The sequence below is a fragment of the Streptomyces sp. NPDC055966 genome, assembly GCF_042269865.1.
GTDB lineage: Bacteria > Actinomycetota > Actinomycetes > Streptomycetales > Streptomycetaceae > Streptomyces.
Window position 1 is genome coordinate 191,079 of record NZ_JBHJYK010000019.1, and the last position, 20,447, is coordinate 211,525.

At 69.8% G+C, this 20,447-nt stretch carries 21 protein-coding genes and 5 pseudogenes; 14 read left to right on the plus strand and 12 right to left on the minus strand.

What is annotated here, in order from left to right; all coding sequences use genetic code 11:
- Positions 1–88: 88 nt before the first annotated feature.
- Positions 89–1,141, plus strand: coding sequence for an Lrp/AsnC family transcriptional regulator (locus ACFC8N_RS34495; RefSeq protein ID WP_356033697.1), 1,053 nt, complete (start codon positions 89–91; stop codon positions 1,139–1,141).
- 14 nt (positions 1,142–1,155) lie between these two features.
- Here the strand turns inward: ACFC8N_RS34495 and ACFC8N_RS34500 are convergent.
- Positions 1,156–1,315: pseudogene (locus ACFC8N_RS34500) on the minus strand (IS5/IS1182 family transposase); the annotation flags it as partial.
- Between the two features lie 359 nt (positions 1,316–1,674).
- Positions 1,675–2,307: a type III effector protein gene (locus ACFC8N_RS34505; RefSeq protein ID WP_376292787.1), complete on the minus strand. Its 633-nt coding sequence runs from the start codon at positions 2,305–2,307 to the stop codon at positions 1,675–1,677.
- 126 nt (positions 2,308–2,433) lie between these two features.
- Between ACFC8N_RS34505 and ACFC8N_RS34510 the strand changes: the two genes are divergently transcribed.
- The 3 genes and pseudogenes from ACFC8N_RS34510 (at position 2,434) to ACFC8N_RS34520 (ending at position 3,868) form a co-directional block, all read left to right on the plus strand.
- A complete protein-coding gene (locus tag ACFC8N_RS34510; protein WP_376292669.1) occupies positions 2,434–2,865 on the plus strand; it encodes an Hsp20/alpha crystallin family protein in 432 nt (143 codons plus the stop codon).
- A gap of 101 nt (positions 2,866–2,966) precedes the next feature.
- A pseudogene (locus tag ACFC8N_RS34515) lies at positions 2,967–3,385 on the plus strand (DUF2267 domain-containing protein).
- 48 nt (positions 3,386–3,433) lie between these two features.
- Positions 3,434–3,868: a DUF2267 domain-containing protein gene (locus tag ACFC8N_RS34520; protein WP_376292672.1), complete on the plus strand. Its 435-nt coding sequence runs from the start codon at positions 3,434–3,436 to the stop codon at positions 3,866–3,868.
- Here ACFC8N_RS34520 and ACFC8N_RS34525 read toward each other — a convergent pair.
- Together ACFC8N_RS34525 and ACFC8N_RS34530 are read right to left on the minus strand one after the other, a co-directional pair.
- Positions 3,852–4,370: pseudogene (locus tag ACFC8N_RS34525) on the minus strand (transposase); the annotation flags it as partial. The gene ACFC8N_RS34520 and the pseudogene ACFC8N_RS34525 sit on opposite strands and share 17 nt — an antisense overlap.
- Positions 4,371–5,085: 715 nt before the next feature.
- A complete protein-coding gene (locus ACFC8N_RS34530) occupies positions 5,086–5,460 on the minus strand; it encodes a helix-turn-helix domain-containing protein (RefSeq protein ID WP_356027904.1) in 375 nt (124 codons plus the stop codon).
- A 141-nt stretch (positions 5,461–5,601) separates the two neighbouring features.
- On the opposite strand from ACFC8N_RS34530, the gene ACFC8N_RS34535 reads away from it, so the two are divergent.
- The 3 genes from ACFC8N_RS34535 to ACFC8N_RS34545 all read left to right on the plus strand — a co-directional run bounded on the left by ACFC8N_RS34535 (position 5,602) and on the right by ACFC8N_RS34545 (position 7,433).
- The gene (locus tag ACFC8N_RS34535) at positions 5,602–6,570 is read left to right on the plus strand and encodes an NADP-dependent oxidoreductase (protein WP_356027906.1); all 969 of its coding nucleotides are present in this window, start codon (positions 5,602–5,604) and stop codon (positions 6,568–6,570) included.
- Positions 6,571–6,600: 30 nt separating this feature from the next.
- On the plus strand, positions 6,601–6,921 hold the full coding sequence (locus tag ACFC8N_RS34540; RefSeq protein ID WP_356027908.1) for an NIPSNAP family protein: 321 nt from the start codon (positions 6,601–6,603) through the stop codon (positions 6,919–6,921).
- 65 nt (positions 6,922–6,986) lie between these two features.
- Positions 6,987–7,433 carry a heme-binding protein gene (locus ACFC8N_RS34545; protein WP_376292675.1) on the plus strand — a complete coding sequence of 149 codons (447 nt, stop codon included), beginning with the start codon at positions 6,987–6,989 and terminating at the stop codon, positions 7,431–7,433.
- Between the two features lie 304 nt (positions 7,434–7,737).
- On the opposite strand, the gene ACFC8N_RS34550 is transcribed toward ACFC8N_RS34545, so the two are convergent.
- On the minus strand, positions 7,738–8,544 hold the full coding sequence (locus ACFC8N_RS34550; protein WP_362817312.1) for an oxidoreductase: 807 nt from the start codon (positions 8,542–8,544) through the stop codon (positions 7,738–7,740).
- A 115-nt stretch (positions 8,545–8,659) separates the two neighbouring features.
- On the opposite strand from ACFC8N_RS34550, the gene ACFC8N_RS34555 reads away from it, so the two are divergent.
- Complete coding sequence (locus ACFC8N_RS34555; protein ID WP_376292679.1) at positions 8,660–9,172, plus strand: MarR family winged helix-turn-helix transcriptional regulator; 513 nt, start codon at positions 8,660–8,662, stop codon at positions 9,170–9,172.
- A 109-nt stretch (positions 9,173–9,281) separates the two neighbouring features.
- Here ACFC8N_RS34555 and ACFC8N_RS34560 read toward each other — a convergent pair.
- The 4 genes and pseudogenes from ACFC8N_RS34560 to ACFC8N_RS34575 all read right to left on the minus strand — a co-directional run bounded on the left by ACFC8N_RS34560 (position 9,282) and on the right by ACFC8N_RS34575 (position 11,707).
- Positions 9,282–9,736 (minus strand): annotated as a pseudogene (locus tag ACFC8N_RS34560) (hypothetical protein).
- 8 nt (positions 9,737–9,744) lie between these two features.
- Positions 9,745–10,125, minus strand: a complete 381-nt coding sequence (locus tag ACFC8N_RS34565; RefSeq protein ID WP_376292681.1) for a hypothetical protein — start codon at positions 10,123–10,125, stop codon at positions 9,745–9,747.
- A gap of 248 nt (positions 10,126–10,373) precedes the next feature.
- Positions 10,374–10,739 (minus strand): darcynin family protein, encoded by a 366-nt coding sequence (locus ACFC8N_RS34570; protein WP_356027918.1) that lies wholly within the window; start codon positions 10,737–10,739, stop codon positions 10,374–10,376.
- A gap of 74 nt (positions 10,740–10,813) precedes the next feature.
- Positions 10,814–11,707: an NAD(P)H-binding protein gene (locus tag ACFC8N_RS34575; RefSeq protein WP_376292683.1), complete on the minus strand. Its 894-nt coding sequence runs from the start codon at positions 11,705–11,707 to the stop codon at positions 10,814–10,816.
- Between the two features lie 104 nt (positions 11,708–11,811).
- Between ACFC8N_RS34575 and ACFC8N_RS34580 the strand changes: the two genes are divergently transcribed.
- On the plus strand, positions 11,812–12,765 hold the full coding sequence (locus tag ACFC8N_RS34580; RefSeq protein ID WP_376292789.1) for a LysR family transcriptional regulator: 954 nt from the start codon (positions 11,812–11,814) through the stop codon (positions 12,763–12,765).
- A gap of 770 nt (positions 12,766–13,535) precedes the next feature.
- Positions 13,536–14,303 carry a hypothetical protein gene (locus ACFC8N_RS34585; RefSeq protein ID WP_376292685.1) on the plus strand — a complete coding sequence of 256 codons (768 nt, stop codon included), beginning with the start codon at positions 13,536–13,538 and terminating at the stop codon, positions 14,301–14,303.
- Positions 14,304–14,699: 396 nt separating this feature from the next.
- Here the strand turns inward: ACFC8N_RS34585 and ACFC8N_RS34590 are convergent, their stop codons facing one another.
- Positions 14,700–16,172 (minus strand): FAD-dependent monooxygenase, encoded by a 1,473-nt coding sequence (locus tag ACFC8N_RS34590; protein ID WP_376292688.1) that lies wholly within the window; start codon positions 16,170–16,172, stop codon positions 14,700–14,702.
- A 106-nt stretch (positions 16,173–16,278) separates the two neighbouring features.
- Between ACFC8N_RS34590 and ACFC8N_RS34595 the strand changes: the two genes are divergently transcribed.
- Both ACFC8N_RS34595 and ACFC8N_RS34600 read left to right on the plus strand, forming a co-directional pair.
- On the plus strand, positions 16,279–16,899 hold the full coding sequence (locus tag ACFC8N_RS34595) for a TetR/AcrR family transcriptional regulator C-terminal domain-containing protein (protein WP_362817324.1): 621 nt from the start codon (positions 16,279–16,281) through the stop codon (positions 16,897–16,899).
- Between the two features lie 368 nt (positions 16,900–17,267).
- Positions 17,268–17,533 (plus strand): annotated as a pseudogene (locus tag ACFC8N_RS34600) (IS5/IS1182 family transposase); the annotation flags it as partial.
- Positions 17,534–17,630: 97 nt separating this feature from the next.
- On the opposite strand, the gene ACFC8N_RS34605 reads toward ACFC8N_RS34600, so the two are convergent.
- Positions 17,631–18,035: a DUF3592 domain-containing protein gene (locus ACFC8N_RS34605; protein WP_376292690.1), complete on the minus strand. Its 405-nt coding sequence runs from the start codon at positions 18,033–18,035 to the stop codon at positions 17,631–17,633.
- 279 nt (positions 18,036–18,314) lie between these two features.
- Between ACFC8N_RS34605 and ACFC8N_RS34610 the strand changes: the two genes are divergently transcribed.
- Together ACFC8N_RS34610 and ACFC8N_RS34615 are read left to right on the plus strand one after the other, a co-directional pair.
- Positions 18,315–18,785, plus strand: a complete 471-nt coding sequence (locus tag ACFC8N_RS34610) for a cupin domain-containing protein (RefSeq protein ID WP_356027932.1) — start codon at positions 18,315–18,317, stop codon at positions 18,783–18,785.
- 574 nt (positions 18,786–19,359) lie between these two features.
- On the plus strand, positions 19,360–20,046 hold the full coding sequence (locus ACFC8N_RS34615) for an alpha/beta hydrolase (protein WP_376292692.1): 687 nt from the start codon (positions 19,360–19,362) through the stop codon (positions 20,044–20,046).
- Here the strand turns inward: ACFC8N_RS34615 and ACFC8N_RS34620 are convergent.
- Positions 20,043–20,345 (minus strand): hypothetical protein, encoded by a 303-nt coding sequence (locus ACFC8N_RS34620; RefSeq protein ID WP_376292695.1) that lies wholly within the window; start codon positions 20,343–20,345, stop codon positions 20,043–20,045. The genes ACFC8N_RS34615 and ACFC8N_RS34620 overlap by 4 nt on opposite strands.
- Between the last annotated feature and the right edge of the window lie 102 nt (positions 20,346–20,447).

Below are 20,447 nucleotides of genomic sequence, written 5' to 3' on the forward strand. Positions count from 1 at the left end.
GGCTGGCGCCTCAACCCGTGCGCTTCAAGTGTTCCGTCCGCACGGCATCGCAGGCGAGTCATGAATGCTCGTTTGTACGATTGCTGATATGGCAAGGGCACTTGTGACGGAATCCGCTTCAGTACAGCCTGACGATGTACGAATCATCCGGGCGCTGCAGATCGCTCCGCGGGCTTCGTTCGCCGCGATAGCGACCGCCCTCGGCCTGACCGAGGGCACGGTCAACCGTCGGTATCGCCGCCTGCGCGCGGACGGCGTCATCCGCGTGGCCGGCGTGGTCAACCCGGGTGCCTTGGGGCAGAGCAGGTGGCTGGTGCGACTGCGCTGTCGCCCTGGCAGTGGCGCGGCGATCGCCGACGCGCTCGCCAAGCGTGACGACGTCAACTGGGTAGCCCTGAGCGCGGCGGGCTGCGAGATCACCTGCGCTACGCAATCCCGGACGCGGGAACAACGCGACGACCTCCTGGGGCAGCGGCTTCCCCGCACTGCAGCGGTGATCGACATCAACGCCTTCGCCATGCTCCGCCAGTTCCTCGGAGGCCGCGGCCACTACTGGTCCGCCCTGCAGGGCACACTGTCCCCGAAAGAGGAAGCGGCGCTGGGGAGCAGCGGGCCCCCTTTCATCGAGTCTCCAGTCGTCACTCGCGAGCCACCGAGCCTTACCCCCGAGGACGAGAAGATGCTCGATGCGCTCGCTGCAGATGGCCGCGCCAGTCTCGTAGATCTCGCCACAGCCGCCGACCTCACTCCGGGACGCGTCTCGCGACGTCTTGACATTCTGATCCAGCACGGCGTCGCCCACATCGACGTCGAGATCGCCGCAGCAGCCTTGGGCTATCACGCTCGCGCGAACCTCTGGCTTCGCGTGCACCCGTCGTCCGTGAAGAGCGCGGGCCGCACACTCGCGCAGGAACCCCAGATCGCCTTCGTCGCAGCCATCTCCGGGCCCTGGAACATACACGCTGTCGCACACTGCCGGGACCTCGACGAACTGTTCGAGTTCACTTCGGATCGCATTGGGTCCCTGACCGGACTGCAGAGCATGGAGGTCTCACCCGTCCTGAAGCATGTCAAGCAGGCCGGCACTCGGCTCTCCGACGATCGCCTCGTCGAGCCATCCAGCGCTCGCGCGCGACGCTGAGAGGCTGGTCCCATGATGATGCCGTGGGCGCGGGCGGTGGTCAGGTCGTGGGTGTGTCCGGGTGTCGCGCGCGAGAAACACGGGGGCGGGACGTCCGGGACTGCGACGACCTGCACGTCCATGCCGTACCACTCGATGTTTCATCGAGTGGTACGGCTCACCGGCCTTGATGCGGTCAGCGAGTAGCCGTAGTTCTGGCCCGCCTGCGCGTACGTGGCGACGCCGCCCGCGTTTCAGGGCCCAGGCGAGAGGGCGCATGGTTGGGCAGGCGTCGATTCGGCAGTCTCGTGCGCGGTAGGGCGCGAGGGCGTCCGTGAGGCCCTCGTCGGCCCACATCCGCGGACTGATGGCGTTCCGCCGAGCCGACGGGACACGATCACATGCACTTCGAGAGGCAGTTCCGTCCGCCTGGGGGATGGTGGTCCCGCTCCGGCTGCCGCCCAGTCCACCGGCAGCCCTGCGGCTTTCCGTGCGTGCCGGTACGTCAGTGCCCACCCCCAGGGCTGCCTTGAGGCAACGGTGGGGTGGCGGATTCAGGGGGCTGTGAGCGTGTCGAGTCGTGCTGCGAGGTCGGGGTGGGGGGCCGTCAGGTAAGGGCGGGTGGCATTGAGGGGGTGGATGAGGTCGGCGGGGTCGTCGTGGGCGAGGGCTTCGTGGAGCTGGCTGAGCGGGAGGCGGGCCGCCGGGGGCAGGTCGGTGAGGGCGGTGATCTGGCCGGCGATGCTGCGTAGGTCGGCTGCGTTGCGGCGGGCCCAGGCGGCGGTGGTGCGTTCGGCGGCGCGGCGTTCGCGGGCGGCCTGGACGCGTTGTTCGCCGGTGGTTCCTGCGGGTCCGGGCCGACCCCGCAGGTAACGGCGTTCGGCGGCCTGGCGGCTGGCGACGCCGAGGGGGTGGGCAAGGTCGGCCCAGCTGGCACCCGCGTGGCGGGCGGTTTCGATCAGGCCGTTTTCCCACCCCGCGAGCTGCTCGCGGACCTGGCGCAGCAGTAGCAGCGAGGCCAGGGCCTGCTCCGGGCCGACGTCGTGGGTCTCGGCAGTCCCGGGGACCTCATGCCGGGCGGCATGCAGAGCGTCGTCTATGGCGTGCAGGGCTGCCGCGGCGGCGAGGAACGACGCCGGGCTCGGCGTGTCGGCGCTAGATGGTGCCGGCTGGTCGGCCGGGGTCATAGGCACCTCCCTCATGTGTCGTCCATCGGACGACAACAGGTTTGTCATCCATTGGATGACATGTTACAACGGTTTCAGTGAGGCGCATTGGCAGCAACTGCCCGAACCTGCTGGAGGTGTTTTCCGATGTTGATGCGCACTGACCCCTTCCGTGAGCTGGACCGGCTGGCCCAGCAGCTGATGGGACCGGGCACCTGGTCCAGGCCGTCCTCGATGCCGATGGACGCGTACCGCGAGGGCGACCAGTATGTGGTGGCCTTCGACATCCCCGGCGTCAGCGCGGACGCGATCGACATCGACGTCGAGCGCAACATGCTGACCGTCAAGGCCGAGCGCCGGCCGGCGACGAAGTCCGGCGACGTGCAGATGGAACTGTCGGAACGGCCGCTTGGCGTCTTCTCCCGCCAGATCATGCTGGCCGACACGCTGGACACCGAGAACATCACGGCCGACTACGACGCAGGCGTGCTTACCCTGCGTATCCCGATCGCCGAGCGCGCCAAGCCCCGCAAGATCGCCATCGGCGTCGGATCGGGCCGCAAGGAGATCTCCGGCTGAGCCGGACCCGATGAGGGCTGACCAGCGGCGGAGGACGGGTATCTGATCCCCCCTCGCCCGTCCTCCGCACCCCCCGGGAACCGAGGAAGGGGGCGGCCGACGTGCCTGCGCGACGCGAAGCGTTTCTCGACCATGTGAAGGAACGCGGTACGCGGTGAATACGGCACCGCGCAGGAAGCCGACCACGCGGCCCGCGTGGCGCTCGCCCTGCTGGGCGGGCGCACACCTGGTCGGCGAGGTACGCGCTGACGGGCGACGCGTCTGTCGGAGGACTTCGCCCTGGTCCTGCTCAACCCGCTCCAGAGCGCCGAGCCCCTGTCACCTGAGCGGTTCGTGGGCGGCGGTGGCCTGGATCGAGGGCGCGACCGAGTAGCCGCGCGGCCTGGCACGTCGGCGCCGTCCTGTCCATGGTCGCCGACGCCGCCAGTGAGGCCTCCTCCAGGAGATCCTGCTCCAGCTCACCGCAGGCTACGACCTCCTCTTCGGCCACTCCAGTCCACCTGACACCCACCCCCGGTGACCGCGCGGCGGCCACCGCGATTCCAGTGACAGAAAGGCAACGACCGTGATGTCCGACCACAGCGCACCGCGCCAGCACTCCTACGGGAGGGCGTACGAGCACATGCTGGAAAAGGTCCGCTACGAAGGCGCCTACCCCACCCGCGACAAGGCCGAGGAAGCCGTCCGCCTCGTCCTTTCGGGTCTGGGACGCCAGCTGACCGGCGACGAACGCGTCGAACTGGCCGCCCGCCTCCCCTTCGAAGCCGCACGCATCCTCACCGCCCAGATCCCCGACACCCAGCCGCTGGGCGGCTGGGCCTTCGTCAAGGACCTGGCCGCCCGCACCGGCGCCTCCCTGGCCACCACCCGCTGGGACACCGGATCCGTCTTCTCCGCCGTCGCCGCCTACGCCGGCCCCGACCTCATCACCCGCATCCTGCAACAGCTTCCCTCCGGCTACGCGCTGCTGTTCGGCCGCGCCGAACTCACCCCCGTCGCGTAGGTGGCCCCGTGCACGCTCGGGCACGCTTGGCCAGGCGCTTCAGTGCGAGCTCGTCGGCAGCGGCAGGGGTGGTCGATCGGCGCCGGGTCGGCTGGTAACCAGGCGCCGTATCAGCTCGGTGGCGGTCAGCGAGTGCAGTGCTTCGCGGACCGCAGCGGGCGCGGTGATAATCAGCGATTTGATCTGCTTGATGGTCTGGGTGCGGGCCTTGATGGCGCTGGCACGTACGACGCGCAGTGCGCGGATCGCCTCGACCGTGCCGGGGTCGGATTTGCCCGCGGCGCGACGAGCTCGACGGTCGGTCTACCTCAACCACGGTGATCTGGTTGGCACGCAGGTACCGGGCGAGTTCGGCGCCGAAGGATCCGGTGCCCTCCATGCGCACCGTCAGTACGTGGCCGTGCGACCGCAGCCATGCCAGCAGGCTTCGATAGCCTTCAGGTGTCGCAGGAAACGCCTCGGTGGCCAGGTACCGGCCGATGGTGCCGATGACGGCGGCCTGGTGGACGTCGGTGTGGGCTCGCGCGCACCGGCTCGGCGGACGGACACGACTGTGATGGGACCGCCTAGGTCAAGCTCGTGAGGTCATGATCGCCGAGTCGGCACGCGCAATGGCGCCGCTCGTCATAGTCCCGTTCCGCACTTTGACGTGGCTGGTCCTGCTGGCGAGCTGACCTGCGGCAACGGGTGGAATCGCTTGATGCGGAGCCGAGTCGGTCCGCACCTGGTCCGGCTCTTGGTTTGGTGTCGGCGGAGGCGCTTCCTGCGGCACCACATGGCACATGTCGTAGAGACCGTCCACGGGCGTCCAGTTGGTCCTAGGTGAGCGCGTAAGTTCAGGTCAGGGCCTTGTGACGTGAGGGCGTCCGTGGGGTTGGTGACATGCCTGTGATCGCTCGTGACGCGTGAGGACCCCCGTCGGCTTGCGTCGACGGGGGTCCAGGGTAGACGGGGATCTGATACGACGACGCTCAGCCAAGGCTTGCTCCGGGGGGGCGTCGTCGTGCAGTTGGTCAAGACGGATTGAGGCTTGCGAGGGAGGCCCCGTTGTACTCCGGCGCGCCGATCTCGAGTACGCGGAGGAGCGAGGCGGTGACGACGAGGGCGGTGTGCCCATCGGCAGGACGGGGCATGGGAATCCCCACAGCGAACACGGTCGTGGCTCTTCGATCGCGACAAGCCGAACGCCTGGCTCGCGCACGCGCTCGTCGGGGTGTTCAGCGACCGGGTTCCCGCCGGAACGCCTGGTCGATGTTGTCCTCGACCCACGAGCGGAGCGCGTTGAGCGGGAGCGCGGCGCTCTGGCCGAGGGGGGTGAGGGTGTACTCGACGTGCAGGGGGACGGCGGGGTAGATCGTGCGGTCGAGGATGCCGAAGTCCTCCAGGCGGCGCAGCGTCTGGGTGAGCACCTTGGGGCTGACGCCCTGGAGCCTGCGCTGGAGCTCACCGAAGCGCTGCGGCCCGTCCTCGAGGGCACCGATGGCCAGCGCGGACCACTTGTTGGCGAGCAGGTCGAGCAGGGCGCGACACGGGCACTGTGCGGCGTAGACGTCGTGGTGGGCGTGCTGGCCGCTGGGGCAGGTGGTCGTCATGCTTCCCTCTCCTCACCAGGTCACTTCCCAATGGGAAGTACTGGACCTTGAAGGTAACTATATCCGCGGGGATAGCGTCGTCGACGTCCACGGGAGGGCCGCAAAGGCCTTCCACAGAGTGCCCTTTTCAGGAGATGACGCATGTCCGCAGACACGATGCGCGCGGTGGTCCAGGACGGTTTCGGCGGTCCGGAGGTGCTGCGGATCCAGCAGGTGCCGCGCCCGGTGCCGCTGCCCACCGAGGTGCTGGTGCGGGTGCACGCCGCCGGGATCAACCCGGTGGACTGGAAGACCCGGGGTGGCACCGGCATGGCCGGAGTGCTGGGTGAGCCGCCGTTCACCCTGGGCTGGGATGTGTCCGGGGTGGTGGAGGAGGTCGGCTTCGGTGTGACCACGTTGAAGGCCGGCGACGAGGTGTACGGCATGCCGTGGTTCCCGCGCGTCGCGAACGCCTACGCCGAGTACGTGACCGCCCCGGCCCGCCAGTTCTCCCGCAAGCCCGCCACCCTCGACCACGTGCACGCCGCCGCCGTACCGCTCGCGGCGCTGACCGCCTGGCAGGCCGTGGTCGACACCGCCCACGTGCGAGCCGGCCAGCGCGTCCTCGTCACCGCCGCCGCCGGCGGGGTCGGCCACTTCGCGGTCCAGTTCGCCCGGCACCTGGGCGCCCACGTGATCGCCACCGCCGGCGCCGCCCGCCACCCCTGGCTCAAGGAACTCGGCGCCACCGAGACCATCGACTACACCACCGCCCGCTTCGAGGACGCCACCGCCGACGTCGACGTCGTCATCGACCTGGTGGGCGACGCCCACGACCGGACCAGCACCCGCTCGCTGAAGGTCCTGCGCCCCGGCGGCCTGCTGGTCGCGATCCCGGCCGGCGTCTCCCCGGAGCTGGCCGAGGCCGCTGCGGCGGCCGGTGTGCGGGTGACTCCCTTCCTGGTCGAGCCGGACGGTGCCGCGCTGACGACGATCGCCGACCTGATCGATGCGGGCCATGTGGCCGTCGAGGTGGAGGACACCTTTCCGCTGGAGCAGGCCGGTGCGGCCCATGCCCGCGGCGAGGCCGGCCGCACCCGCGGCAAGCTCGTCCTCACTGTCACCAACTGACCATCCCCGCAGGCAGTTTGGAGTAGCAGCATGTACTACGAGATCCGCCGCTACCAGGCGCAGCCCGGACGCCGCGAGGAATGGGTGCGCTACATGGAGGACGTCGTCATCCCGTTCCAGACCTCGCTGGGCATGGACGTGACCGCCTCCTTCGTCGACGACCAGGACCAGGACGGCTACGTGTGGATCCGCCGGTTCGAGGACGAGGCCCAGAGCGAAGCCCTGTACGCGGCGGTCTACGACCACGACCGGTGGAAGGGCGAGATCGGACCGGTCGTGTACGGCCTGCTGATTCCGGAGAAGACCGTCGTCACCCGCGTGGTCCCCACCCCCGCCTCACCATTGCGCTGACCCCGCCGCGAAGGCACCGACCGCCACTGCCCCACCTCACGACACAGCCACAAAGGGAACCGTTCATGAACACCGATACGCTCGAAAAGTCCAGCCCCGCCTCCTCGATCACCCAGGCCGCCGCCGGCGCACTTGTCGCGGCGGTGCACGTGGCTGCCGCCGGGATCGGCTTCACGGCTGCCGTAGCTGTCACCGACCCGGGCGGGCACCTCAAGGCGTTCGACCGCGCCGACGGCGTGCCCTTCCTCGCCGCCGAGGTGGCCGTCGACAAAGCCTGGACCGCGGCCTCCTTCCACACTCCCACCCACGTGTGGAACGACTACCTCGCTGAACCGCGGGTCGCGCCGCTGGCCGGCCACCCGCGCCTGATGGCGGTCGGCGGCGGCTACCCGATCACCGACAACGGTCGGTGCGTGGGAGGTCTCGGAATCTCCGGCGGCACCTATGAGCAGGATCAGCAGGCCGCCGTGGAAGCCCTGGCAGCCCTCGGGTTCGAGCTGCCCGCCCGCTGACCCCACGGTCTACTCGTCTCCGAGATCATCCCGCTGCGGGCGGTCACCTCGGCTCTGCCGACCGGCGCCGGATTGCGGTTCGGCATGCCGGTCAGCCGGCGGACGAACCGCTTCTGGACCGGTTCCGCAGCGAACAAGCTCAGCGGCGGGATCCGGGCCCGGGGGATTGCCGCGTCGAAAGCCCGATGGGTACGGCGTGCGCCCCCTGTTCCTGAACTATGGACGCCGACGCCGACCGTGACCGGCTTCCGTTGCGCGGGAAGAGAATGAGCCTCTGGTGTTCAAGGAGATCCTCGACGGTTCGTCAGAGGGTGGGGAGAATCCCTCCGTCGACCGAAATGGTGATGCCGGTGAGGTAGGAGGCGCGGGGGGAAGCGAGGAAGGCGATCAGCTCTGCGGCTTCTTCGGGGCGTCCGGGGCGGCCGAGCGGGGCGGCGAGGCGCTGGTGGAACTCCTCGCGGATGGTGTCCAGGTCGCGGCCGGTGCGTTCTGCCGCCTGCCGCAGGCTTGCTTCCACGGCGTCGGTCTCGATGACTCCGGGCATGACCGCGGTGACGCGCACGCCGTGTGGGCCGCAGGCGAGTGCGAGGCTCTTGCTGTAAGCGTTGAGGGCGGCCTTGGCGGCGGCGTACGGAGCGCCGTTGGGCTGAGGGTAGCGGGCGGCGTTCGACGACACGTGGACGACTGCCCCATGGCCTTGTGCGGTCATGTGCGGGACGAGGACGCGGTCGAGACGGACGGCGGACAGCAGGTTGGCCCCGAGGTTGGCCAGCCAGTCCTCGTCGGTCGCAGCGAGGACGCCGTCCGGTACGTGGGTGTTGCGTCCGGCGTTGTCGACGAGCACGTCGACGCCGCCCAGCAGGTCGAGCGCTGCGGCTGCCGCCTGCTCGGCTCCGTCGGGGGTGTCGAGATCGGCGGTCACCACGTGCACTCGGGCGGGGACTTCTGCTCGGTTGCGGGCGATGGCGACCACGTGCGCTCCGGCCGTGACCAGACGGCGCACGGTGGCTGCGCCGATCCCGCGGGTTCCTCCGGTGACGACGGCGCGTGCGCCGTGCAGGCCCAGATCCGCGCTCGGATCGGGGTACAGGGTCGGACGGGTGGCAGACATGGCGCTCCTCGGGCGAACAGTGGCGTACGGAGGCGGAGGGACTTGCGGTCCCTCAATCGTTCACATGCATAATTCATTGAGGAACTTACACGATTGTGTGATGTAAAGTGAAAGGGTGACTTCGGCTACCTCCATCACCTCCGGCCCGGCGCTGCTCGGCGAGCACCGCAACAGCCCCGGCCTCATGCTCGCCCTTCTGGGGCACGAGGCCATGCGTCGCCTGAGGGATGCGCACACCGCCCATGGCCTCGCGCCGCGGCAGTTCCACATCCTCGGGCTGCTCCACGATCGCGGCCCGCTGGCGCAGACCGACCTGGCCGCCGAGACGGATACCGCGGCCAGCGTGCTCGTCACGCAGCTCAACCCTCTGGAGGCCGAGGGGCTGGTGACGCGCACGCGTGACCCTCGCGATCGGCGCCGCCACCTGGTCGTGCTGACGGAGGCGGGACAGCAGCGGCTGCAGGACGCGGCAGCCGCGCAGCAGGAGGTGGAAGACGACCTGTTCCGCTCGCTGACTGACACCCAGCGCTCGCGGCTGACACAACTCCTTGTCCTGGTGCGCGACGACCTGACCGACGGCAACGAGCGCTGCGGCACCCCGACCTCCCTCGACAGGAAGACGCCGTGATGCCGTGAATGGGCTGGACCAGGCGCCGAAGCGTCCTCCGGCCCGGACGGCGACGGGCGCCCTGCTCGGTCGCTCCACACGCGGGTCCGCCTCGCGCGACAGCTTCCGCTCAGGCTCCGTTCGCCTCCGCCTGTCTGCGCGTCGAGAGGGCGGAGACGCGGTCCATTCCGCGGTCAGTCCAACCGGCGCCCTCTGCCTCGGCGGCTACAACGTGAGGGCGAAGCTGCCCAGCAAGGTCAGGGACTGTCGGCGGCGGTGCCGGGCTCGGCTCGGTAGACGACAAGGTGCTGGCCGGGGCGCTGTTGACGGAGAAGGTCTCGAAGCCCAGAGTGAGGTCGCCGATCAGCGGGTGGCGAAAACGCTTGGTCGAGGCCGTCTTGGCCCGTACCTCGTGGCGTGCCCACATACGGGCGAAGTCGGGACTTCGCCCGCAAGTTCACCTACCAGCTCCTGCAGTCGCTGATCGTCCGGGTCGGGGTTGGCGGACCGCAGCGCAGCCACGCACCCCTGCGCGACGTCGGCCCAGTCACAGTAGAAGCCCTGGGCGGCCGGGTTGAGGAACATCGCTGTGATCAGACTGGTCTCGCTGTCGAGCCAGGTAAACGCAGCTGGTGTCTTTGCTGGACGCCTGGGTCGACACGCCGGCCCTGGTCTACGGCAGGTACATTGACCTGCCCGCGCTGTGGCGGATCGACCAGCGTATGCAGGTAGGCGGATTCCTCGCCCTTCAGCAACAGGGCTGCCGCCAAGGCCCGCAGGACCTGGGACGACGGATTGCGTTCGTGTCCTTGTTCCAGCCGCACGTGGTAGTCCGTGCTCACCCCGGCGAGCAGCGCGATCTCCTCGCGTCGCAGACCGGGAGTACGGCGCGTCCCCGCGGGCATCCCGTGGTCCTCGGGGCGCACCAGTGCGCGCCGGGCCCGCAGGAACTCACTCAGCGGCTTCGCCTGCATGTCGACCAACGTACGAGCCCGCACCGCGAAGAGGGTGGCCCTGAGGCACCCACCCGGATGGCCAGATCAACAGATGTCGGAGGCCGAGCCGGCGCACAACGCCGGTCTCGGCGTCAGCCGAGTCCAGCCGCCGCCGGCGGGACTACGTCATGAACGGCTGATCCGCCGCGCGTGCGGGGCTGAAATGTGCCACGCCTCTTCGGAGATCAGTGTGCGGGTGAGTGTGCCGTGGGCCGGACGGGCGGGTGTCAGGTGGTGATGGTGGCGACGGGGTCGAGGCCGTAGGTGTGGGCGTAGCCGTTCTCGGTGCCGACGAGCAGGTCGACGACCTCGAAGTAGCGGTCCCAGAACGGGGTCTCGCGCAGCGCGTCGACGAGGAGCTGGTAGGCGTGGTGGTCGTCTGCCTCCCAGACCCAGACGTCGGTGACGCGCGCGGAGTAGAACTCCGTGTCGTAGAAGCGTGACCGAACACCGGTGGTCTTGGCCTTGATTGCGGGGAGGACCTGGGTGGTGAAGGCGTCCACACGTTCCTGGACGGTCAGGGCGAGCCACTCGGGTGTGGTCTTGACGAGCATGAACGCGGTGACCGGCGGTTCGGTCTTCTCAGTGGACATGATGAGTGCCTCCGGGGTGGCAGGGGGTCTCGGTACGGTGGGCGCCATGTGCTGCGGCGACGGCTGTTGGGCCTTCAGGAGAGGACGGCGGGCTTGAGGGTCCGGGCGCACCACTGCTCGAAGGTGGTGGGGGAGGCGGTGTCCGGGGTGCGGGCGACGCCGGCGTCGAGGCCGTCGTCCTTGGCCCGCTTCATGTCGGTGATGCCCCGGACGAATGCCTCGTTGAGGCCGTAGCCGACGAGGGTGGTGTGCAGATCGTCGAGCGGCTGGCGTTCGTAGCGCACGGGGCGGCCGAGCTGCTCGGTCATGATGCGGGCCAGGTCGTTGGGGGACAGGTCCTGCGGCCCGAGGACCGGGACGGTGTCGGTGCCGGTCCAGGAGCGGTCCAGCAGCAGGCCGGCGGCCACGGCGGCGATGTCGGCGACGGCCACGAGGGGCGCCTTGCGGTCGGCGTCGACGGTGTCGGCGAAGACGCCCTTCTCGCGGATCGAGTCGGCCTCCTCCAGGAGGTTCTCGAAGAAGGACGGGTTGGCCAGGGCCCGGTAGGCGACGCCTGTGCCCGCGATCAGGTCGTCCATGGCAAGGGAGGCGGTGACGAGCCCGGCGTGGTCGGCGACCGGGGTACCGCGGCCGAGCGCGGAGACGCCGACCACATGTCCGACGCCGTGGGAGGCGAGTGCCTTGGCGGCGGGGCGGGTGAAGCCGCAGTAGGCGTCCTCCGGGGTCAGGGAGGCGTCCGGGGGGACGAGCCAGAAGACCGCGTCCGCGCCTTCGAAGGCCCGGTCGACGACCTGGGCGTCGCCGTGCGAGCCGGTGATCACTTCGACGTGTTCGCGCACCGCGTCGGGGAGCCGGGCGGGGTCACGCACGACCACGCGCAGTTCCTCGCCGGCGGCGGGGGCGGACTCAAGGACCAGCGGAAGCAGGTGGCGGCTGATGTTCCCGGTGGGGCCAGTGATGACGATCATGAAGACCTCGTGGATGGTGTCGGGTCGGTACGCCCCTCATCCTGCGGAGATCAAGGGTGTTGCCACAATGGGAACTTCAGCATGGAATCATTGCCTGAAACGGAATTACGCTGGTGAACAACCCTGACCCGGTTATCGATGCCCAACTCGCCGTCGCATTGGACGCTTTGCTTTCCGAGCAGAGCGTCACCCGCGCCGCCGCCCGCCTGCACACCTCCCCCGCCGCCATGAGCCGCACCCTTGCCCGTCTCCGCCGCGTCCTCCAAGACCCGCTCCTGGTGCGGGCCGGACAGAGCATGGTCCCCACCCCGCGCGCCCAGGCCCTGCGCGACGAAGCCGCCGCAGTGGTGCGCCGCCTCGGAGCACTGCTCACCCCCGGCACTGGCATCGACCCTGCCGCCCTGCACACCACCTTCTCCCTCCAGAGCGCCGACCTGGTCGGCGCGGTACTGGCCCCCGGACTGCTGCAGCTGGCCCGGCAGGAGGCGCCGGGGGTTTCCCTGCGGTTCCGGGCCGAGGAGTTGGAGGCCGGACCGGCACTGCGCGACGGCCGCATCGACCTGGAAGTCGGATCCATCGACCACGTCGACCCTGAAACCCAGGTCGAGGAACTGCTCACCCTCCGGATGGTGGCGGCTGTCCGGCCCGGCCACCCCCTCACCGAAGGAACCCTGACCCCGGCTCGGTTCGCCGCTGCCGAACACGTCGCGGTCAGCCGCCGCGGCCGGTTCACCGGCCCCCTCGACACCGCCTTGTCCGAGCGCAACCTCAGTCGGCGGGTCAGTGCCGTCCTCCCCAGCCACTTGGCCGCGATGACCCTCGCCGCCCGCAGCGATGTCATCTGCCTCGTCCCCGCCGCGCTCCCCGGCGCCGCACCCTCGCCCCTCACCAATGCCACCACGGCCCTTGGCCTGCACCTCCTCGACATCCCCCTGCCACTGCCGCCCCTGACCATCGGCATGGCCTGGCACCCCCGCCATGCCGCCGACGGAGCCCACCACTGGCTCCGCAACGCCGTCCGCCGCGCCGTTCGCGCACCCGGGAACTCGCCCCCCTGACGTGCCTAAAGCCCCCTTGGCTGCGGGCGGCCGCGACCGGGCAGCAGCAAAGACCCTGGCGAGGCCGCCGGCGTCATCACACCGGCACGAGCAGAAGATTGCCCGGCCGATACGCCGCACACTCGAACCACCGGCCACCATGGTCGGTACGACAACGGCATCCTTTCCGGCACGGTGACCCAAAGCCGGCTGGGCAGGGACGCCGGCCTTTCGTGGCCCGAGCGGCACATGCCGGCCCGGGGCCGCGGGGCCGGGGCAGTGGATCGTGCCCCAGTTGCTGCGGGGCACCAGAGCCGTTTGCGCATCCGGACGGGCGGCAGCGGCGGCTGATGAGGGGGCCGAGGCCCGGATCCCTGGGCACACGGCCGCGGCTCTGGGGCTGGGCGAAGACGGGATCCTCGCAGAGGGAGTCTGGTGGGTTCACCGGCTTCCGGCCGCCTGGTCCGTGCTTTCTCAGCCACCGTCGACCTGTGGCTGGTGTGGTGGGGAGCTGGCACAGCGGGTGCGGACGTCACCGGATGCGGTGGGTGGCTGATCATGCGGGAACCGTGTCGTGCGGCCCCCGCGTCTTGCCGGGGGATGCGTTGAAGACGTAGGGGTGTCCGTGGGCGAGGTGTGCGGAATTGGTCTCCATCCGACCGGGAAGTGGTCCACTGCCGTACTGGCCGCCGAGCGGGGTGCCCGTGCCACCTTCCCCTGATCCGGCCGGCCCGGCACAGTTCCGGGACTGGCCCTCACTGTTCGGACTCCTCGGCCGCCTGCCCGGCGGCGTGGTGCTCGTGCTGTCGCCGTTTCTGCTGCTGCTCTCTCCGTTGATGGGGCTGTACTGCCTCGCACGCAGCGCCCGCCGTGTCGCCTGGCGCCTCTTCCTTCGTGACCCAGGCTCCGTCCCCGTGCGCGATCCGGACGTGGCACGCCTCAAGAGGCTCCGCACGTGCGCGGCGATCGGGGTGTCACTCGCGGATGTCGTGGCCTTCGGCTCCGTGCGGGACATAGGCGAGTCGCTCTCGGATCGCTGGAGCGCGCTCCTCACCACACCGTGGCTGCTCGTCGTGAGTGCGCCGGTCGTCTTCATGGCCTTCGTCTGGTGTGCGCCTTCCAGCCGCCGCCGGACGATGTGGGCTGCACTGCGTGGATCGTTGCGCCAACTCGGCTTGTTCGTCAGCACGTTGCTGCTCATCGTCGTACTGGTCGTTTGCTGGAGCGTGGCCGATCCGTCGCGGCTGGGCGGCTCTGCGGGTACGTGGCTGTCCCTCGCGTTCCTGGCGGGAGTCATGTGGTCGGTGTTCTTGTTCCTGTTCGCCTCGGCCGCCGTCGCACGAACCGGCTTCGGCGCGGCCGCGGTTCACCCCGCGGCCCCGCCTGTGCTGGCCACCTTCCTGGTCTGGACGTTCGCGGCCACAGCGAAACTGCCCAGCGGACCGACGCCGATCGCCTATGCGCTGTTCATCGGCGGTCCGGCCACGGTGACGGCGATCGCATGGTGGGAGATCCACCGATTGCGCACCCGGTTCGGGGTGAGACTGAGGGGCGGCTGAAGCCTCGCCTGAGCAGAACGTCGCCGGAGGGTGAGGACAACTCCGGCCGTCCTCGTCGGTCACCTTCAACTCGCCCAACTGCCCCATCGCCACCGTCTGGCAACGTGGCATACGGGCCGGGCTGGGGCGTGTCCATGGCGTGGACGCGGAGCAGGAACGCGACTGTTTCGGTTCCGGTTGTGGGGTGATCTGGGGTTCGGGTTCGGTTGGCCTGGTGGTGAAGAGCCCGGTCTCCAGACCAGGCACGCCTCCAGCCTTCGGCCGGAAGGTGCGCCGCCTTGCGATGCACGCATGGATGGCGTGCCCCCGCTGGGGCTGGAGGAGTCGCGCTGATCCGGCCTGGTCCGTGAGAGAAGGGCGCCGAGCGGGTCCGGCGGGTGGGCTCACCGAGCGCGCTCAGCGGCACAGGGTGCGCAGGGCGGTGAGGCAGTCCGCGGCCCGGCGCTGCGGGTCGGTGTCGGTGCTGGCCCAGGTGATCCGGGCGTCCGGTCGGATCAGAACCGCGGTGACGTTCCGCCAGATCGGGTCCGTCGCTGCGGTGTTGACGGTGACTGCCCGCTGTTCCAGACCGTCTGCGGTACACGGCGTCCGCGTCCCGCCGAGGTCCAGTAGCAGCGGCCGGCCGTGGTGCATCAACGGGTGGGCGGTGGGTGCGTCGGCCGTGTCCAGGGCGAGGCCGGCCAGTCGAGTGCCGTCCAGCGGGTGTGCGCCGGGTGCGGTGTCGGCGGGGAGCGGGTCGTCGAAGCCGGCGATCCGGCGGGCCCACTGGCGGTTGGTCTGCGGTTCGGCCAGCGCGGTGGACCAGACCTCGCGCAGCGCGATCTGCTCCGGGCTCGCCGCGGCGAACAGGGCGAGCTGGGCACGGGTGTTGTCGATGACGGCGCGGGCGGCCGGCCGGCGTTCCGTGTCGTAGCTGTCGAGCAGTCCGTCGGGCGCCCGGCCCTGGAGGGTGGCGGCCAGTTTCCAGCCCAGGTTGGTGGCGTCCTGGATGCCGAGGTTCATGCCCTGGCCACCGGCCGGGAAGAACATGTGCGCCGCGTCCCCGGCCACCAGCACCCGTCCGGCCCGGTACCGCGCGGCCTGGCGGGTGGCGTTGCCGTAGCGCGACAGCCAGCGGGGGTTGCGGATGCCCAGATCCCGTCCCAGTAGCGTGCGGGTCTGCTCGCGCACCTCCGCCAGGGTCAGCGGTTCGCCGGTGCCATGGTGCATGGTGGCCGTGGAGAGGCCCGCCAGCCGGTGGACGCCGTCGCCGATCGGGGCCGCCAGGAACGAACCGGCCGGCCTGGTGGCGGCGAGCGGCGCGCTGGGCGGGTCGTCGAGTTCGACGTCGGCGAGCCATCCGGTCAGCGTGGTGTCCTGCCCGGGGAAGTCGATGCCGGCCGCTTGGCGCACCGCGCTGCGCGTGCCGTCGCAGCCCACCACCCAGCGGGCCCGCACGGTCCGGTGGGTGCCGCGGGCCCGAATCACCGCCTCGACGGCGTCCGGGCCCTGGGTGAGCGAGACGACCTCCTCTCCGCGCAGCACCCGGGCGCCCACGGCAACCGCGTGCTCCTCCAGGAGCTGTTCGGTGACGGACTGACCGAGCGCCAGCATGAACGGGTGCGCCGCTCCGACTGTGGAGAAGTCCAGCCGGGTGGTCGCCGCACCGAAGTGGCCGGTCGGCACCGGGGTACCGCGTTCGATGAACCGCTCCGCGAGTCCGCGGGTGGCGAAGGTGTCCAGCGTGCCGGCCTGCATGCCGACCGCGCGCGACCGTCCGTCCGGTGCCGCCCGGCGTTCCACGACGGTCACCTCCACCCCGTGCAGGCGCAACTCCGCGGCCAGCCAGAGCCCCACCGGGCCGGCCCCGGCGATGAGCACATCGATCACGACAACCACTTTCCCCTCACTCTTGTCCAATGGATAAGAATGAGAGTGCCCTAGAATTGTCCACTGGGCAACAGGGGTGCGGAAGCCGACCGGAGAGGCGCATCGGATGGGCACGACACGGGGCGAGATCGTCGCCGCCACGCTGGCGGTCCTCGACGAGCACGGGCTGGACGGGGTGACCATGCGCGCCGTCGGGGCCCGGCTCGGCGTGCAGCACAACACCGTCCGCTGGCACGCCTCCAGCAAGGGCCGCCTGCTCGAACTGGCCTCCGACGAACTCCTCGCGCACTGTCTCGACGAGCCGCTGCCCGAGGCGTTCCCCGACCGGCTCAAGGAACTGAGCCGCCGCTGCCGCGCGGCGCTGCTCTCCCACCGCGACGCCGCCAGGATGGTCGCGGGCGTTTTCGCGGCCGAGCCCCGCACGCTGCGCTTCGCAGACAGCGTGATCGCGACCCTGCTGGCGGCCGGCCACTCGCCGCGCACGGCCGCGTGGACCCACTGGTCGATCTTCTACCTGACCCTGGGCCTCGCCCAGGAACAGCAGGCCGCCCAGGAAACCGCACCGGCCCTCCTGCCGGACCAGGTCCCGGCCGACACCTACCCGGCCCTGGCCGAGGTCCTGCCGTACATCGGCCCTGACAACTTCGACCAGCGCTTCGAATTCGCCCTCGACCTGATCATCGCCGGCCTTCCCCGGGGCGAGGGGCCAGCCGGCTGGCGGTCGTGAAGAGGAGTTCCCGCTGGACGGACGTCCGGCGGGTCTCGGTCAGCTCCATCAGTCCCGCACAGGGCGGGGTACGGCGCCGTTTGCACGCCAGCCTGAGCACGTAGCCGGTGGGCGCGCCCGGGTGTGCGACGGTGGAGTGTCCAGGCCCCACGAGCCGAGCGTGAAGAAACACGACCACAGTGAGTGCAGCGTGGCCATCCTGTGCGCCTGCCGGGCCGGTGGCTGCGGTCCCACCCGGATCGATGGAGCTCGTTCGACGCCGGGGTGCTGGTCGAACTGGAGGCCACCGGCGCCTTCGGGGCCAGACTCGCCCGCCACTCGCGCGAGTGGGGCGTGACGCCGCCGGAGCCCGTCACCGGACGGAATGAGTGTCTGGATGCCGCAGGCGACCAGTCCGGCACCGGGCTGAGAGACGTTGGGCCGCTCACGTGGGGGTTCACCACCAAGATCCACCTGGCGAGTGACGGTGGATGCCGCCCGCTGTCCATACTGATCGCCCCCGGACAGTGGGGTGATGTGCCGCAGTTGATCCCGGTCCCGGACCGTATCCGTGTCCCACGTCCAGCGGGCGGGCGCCCGCGGACCCGCTCTGACCATCTGTGCGGAGACAAGGCGTACAGCTCCCGTCGGCGAACCGGCACGACAAGAGAGCGGTCGTCTTTCATGGCACGGTCAGCGTCGCCGCGACCCGGCTGTGGATCTGTACGTGGGAACGAGGAGGGAGAACAAGCTCAGCGGGTGAGCGCGATCCACACCGCGGCGCCGAGGAAGAGCACGCTTCCGGTAAGCAGGCTGATGACCGTAGGCCGGAGGTGCTTCCGGGTGAACACCCTTGCGTTCTCAGGGTGTTCGGGCGGATAGACGACCGGCACCTGGGTTCCAAGCTCCATCCCCATCCTCGTCCCCGTCGCCACGGGTGTGAATCTGACGGGTCGCCCCTGCCGGTCGGTGAACTCGATGACGGGTGTCGAATAATCGTCCGACGGCGCCAGATACTGGTCCACCACCAACCCCTCGGCGTGTACGCCGTACCGACGCAGCCGCGCTTGCAGCCGCGCCTCCCGCACACCGCCCCACAGACTCAGCAGGCCCGCCAACACGGCCAGCGCGAAACCGGTCACTTCACCTGTTGTCATCTGTCCCCTGCTCTCCCTCGCCCAGCTCCACCCGGCACGGGCCGCGCACCAGGATGACGCGGTACCCGGCCCGATGGTTCACGAAGGTGCGCGGGTACACCGGCTCCTCGGGCTTACGTCGTCATGGCAGGGGTGTGCCCACGAAGGGCCGGCAGCCGCCTTCGCCGTCGGGCACGCGACTGCTGTCCCTGGTTGTCCTTCGCTGACTGCGTCCGGGTGGGCCGCTGGCGCATCTCGAATTGTCGGCTGAGCAGTCAGCGCCTGGGTCACAATGCCCCCATGACCGACGACCAGTCCCGGAATCCCGCTCGTCCACTGCTGCGACGCCCTCAGGACGGTGAGCTCATAGACGTTGCCGGTGTCGCTCACTTCTTCCGGCTCACCGGCAAGCACACGGGCGGACGCTTCGCCTTCGAGGAGTTCGCTCTGGCCCCCGGAGTAGTTGGCGCCAGACCGCACGTTCACGATGGACACGACGAGTACTTCTATGTCCTCGAAGGGGAGTTGACCCTCCACACCGGGGACGGCGAGGTAGCGGTTGGCTCCGGGCACCTGCTCGCCGCGACCCGCGGCACCCCGCATGGCTTCCGCAATGCGGGCTCGACTCCGGTACGCGCCCTGTGCCTGTACACCCCTGCCGGCTACGAAAACTACTTCCGTGACGTCCACGCCGCGGTGAGTTCCGGGGCCGAGGTGACTGATGAGCTGCTGGCAGAATTTCGCAGCCGCTACCGGACCAGTTCCTACTAGCGTGCCGGAGCGAGGTGCGGGTCCCTCGCCGTGTCGCCTCCGCTCTCGGCAGGCTCCGCGCCGCCTCTGCTTGGCTGATGGCTTTGGTGATCACAGGTGCTCCACGGACGGCTTCGGCGGTCGTGGCAGTCGGGCAGCGGGACGAGGCGGGCGTAGCGACTGATGCGGTCGACCGGTGTGGCGCTCGCGGACCGGAGGCAACTGGCGCACAGACCTCACCCACCGGCCCGAGCACCGCGGCGGTGGGACCATCGCAGCTGAGGCGCACACCGATCCCTATGCCGACGGCATGATCGATGTGCCGATTTCAGCGCTGGAAGTCGCGGTGGTCGAATCAGGTCCCATGGATCCGAGCGCCGCTTGCGCCACATCCAGTACCGCGGCGACCTCGTAGACGGCTGCCTCGCTGAAACGAGCCTGATCATCAGCACATGACCACCACGAGAACGCGTTCAACCTCGTAGGCCCAACGATTGGGATGGGGCAACACGCCTGGCCAGCACGCAAGAATAGGTACCGAGCACGCAATATGGTGCAATGCGGCATATTTAATCTCGCTGTAGGAGGAAATGCCATGGCGGGCAAGCCCAGCATTGTCTTCGCCCACGGACTCTGGGCGGATGGGTCGTGCTTCAACAAGCTCATCCCCACGCTCCAGGCTGAAGGGCACGAGGTGTTCGCCTCACAGCACGGCCTCGACTCGCTCGAAAGCGACGTCGCGTGTGTCAACTTCACGCTCAACCACGTCCCCGGCCCGATCGTGCTGGTCGGTCACTCCTACGGCGGGACCCTGATCACCAAAGCGGGCACCCACGACCGCGTCCGCGCTCTGGTGTACATCGCCGCGCTCGCCCCGGACGAGGACGAGACGTCGCAGGAACAGCAGGACCAATTCCCCCGCACGCCCATCTTCGAGCACGTCGACGTCGCTGACGGCCGCGTGTGGCTCAAGCCTTCAGGCGTCCCGCACTTCTGCGGCGACCTCCCGGAAGCGGAGCAGAAGCTCGTCCTGGCGACGGGCGCTGTGCCAGTGGCGGACCTGTTCAACCAGCAGGTTCCCGGCACCGCCTGGCGGACGAAGCCAAGCTGGTACATCGTCGCCAACAGCGACCGCACCGTGCACCCCGACCTGGAGCGGTCCGCCGCCGAGCGCATGGGCGCCACAATCCGCCCCGTGGACAGCAGTCACGTTCCCATGCTCTCGCATCCCGACTTCGTCCTCGATGTGATCCGTGAGGCCGCGAAGTCCCTCGACGCCTAGGCCAAGCCAAGGAGGCGGCCCGGACCGACCGGGCCGCCTCCTTGCTGCGACTCGCCGGCTTGCTCGACCTGCCGGGCCTGCCCGAGGACACCCGGATCGTCGTCAGTCGCGGGCGCCCGCATCCCGTCGCCCAGCTGTCCCTGTTCGATCTCGGCGGGCAGTTCGGGAGGCAGTATCCGCGCCGGATGCCATGTGACGGTAGGCGGTGGAGGTGCCAATCCGAACCCGGCCGCGAGCTGGGCGCAGGTCCGCCCGTTGTACAGATGGGCGAGTGTGGGCAGGGGCTTGGCGGCCGACACCCAGCCGGCGCTCCTCGAATCCGGCTACTGCAGTGCCGGACGACGCTCCCCGCGTCCGTGCCCGGATCGTAGTCGCCGTCCGCCCGGGCCGCCGCTCACCGA

What these genes read in the sequence shown, in the direction of transcription:
- ACFC8N_RS34495 (WP_356033697.1), top strand. Translation starts at nt 89, where the DNA reads ATGGCAAGGGCACTTGTGACGGAATCCGCTTCAGTACAGCCTGACGAT.
- ACFC8N_RS34505 (WP_376292787.1), bottom strand. Translation starts at nt 2,307, where the DNA reads ATGACCCCGGCCGACCAGCCGGCACCATCTAGCGCCGACACGCCGAGC.
- ACFC8N_RS34510 (WP_376292669.1), top strand. Translation starts at nt 2,434, where the DNA reads ATGTTGATGCGCACTGACCCCTTCCGTGAGCTGGACCGGCTGGCCCAG.
- ACFC8N_RS34520 (WP_376292672.1), top strand. Translation starts at nt 3,434, where the DNA reads ATGTCCGACCACAGCGCACCGCGCCAGCACTCCTACGGGAGGGCGTAC.
- ACFC8N_RS34530 (WP_356027904.1), bottom strand. Translation starts at nt 5,460, where the DNA reads ATGACGACCACCTGCCCCAGCGGCCAGCACGCCCACCACGACGTCTAC.
- ACFC8N_RS34535 (WP_356027906.1), top strand. Translation starts at nt 5,602, where the DNA reads ATGTCCGCAGACACGATGCGCGCGGTGGTCCAGGACGGTTTCGGCGGT.
- ACFC8N_RS34540 (WP_356027908.1), top strand. Translation starts at nt 6,601, where the DNA reads ATGTACTACGAGATCCGCCGCTACCAGGCGCAGCCCGGACGCCGCGAG.
- ACFC8N_RS34545 (WP_376292675.1), top strand. Translation starts at nt 6,987, where the DNA reads ATGAACACCGATACGCTCGAAAAGTCCAGCCCCGCCTCCTCGATCACC.
- ACFC8N_RS34550 (WP_362817312.1), bottom strand. Translation starts at nt 8,544, where the DNA reads ATGTCTGCCACCCGTCCGACCCTGTACCCCGATCCGAGCGCGGATCTG.
- ACFC8N_RS34565 (WP_376292681.1), bottom strand. Translation starts at nt 10,125, where the DNA reads ATGCAGGCGAAGCCGCTGAGTGAGTTCCTGCGGGCCCGGCGCGCACTG.
- ACFC8N_RS34570 (WP_356027918.1), bottom strand. Translation starts at nt 10,739, where the DNA reads ATGTCCACTGAGAAGACCGAACCGCCGGTCACCGCGTTCATGCTCGTC.
- ACFC8N_RS34575 (WP_376292683.1), bottom strand. Translation starts at nt 11,707, where the DNA reads ATGATCGTCATCACTGGCCCCACCGGGAACATCAGCCGCCACCTGCTT.
- ACFC8N_RS34595 (WP_362817324.1), top strand. Translation starts at nt 16,279, where the DNA reads ATGGGCACGACACGGGGCGAGATCGTCGCCGCCACGCTGGCGGTCCTC.
- ACFC8N_RS34605 (WP_376292690.1), bottom strand. Translation starts at nt 18,035, where the DNA reads ATGACAACAGGTGAAGTGACCGGTTTCGCGCTGGCCGTGTTGGCGGGC.
- ACFC8N_RS34610 (WP_356027932.1), top strand. Translation starts at nt 18,315, where the DNA reads ATGACCGACGACCAGTCCCGGAATCCCGCTCGTCCACTGCTGCGACGC.
- ACFC8N_RS34615 (WP_376292692.1), top strand. Translation starts at nt 19,360, where the DNA reads ATGGCGGGCAAGCCCAGCATTGTCTTCGCCCACGGACTCTGGGCGGAT.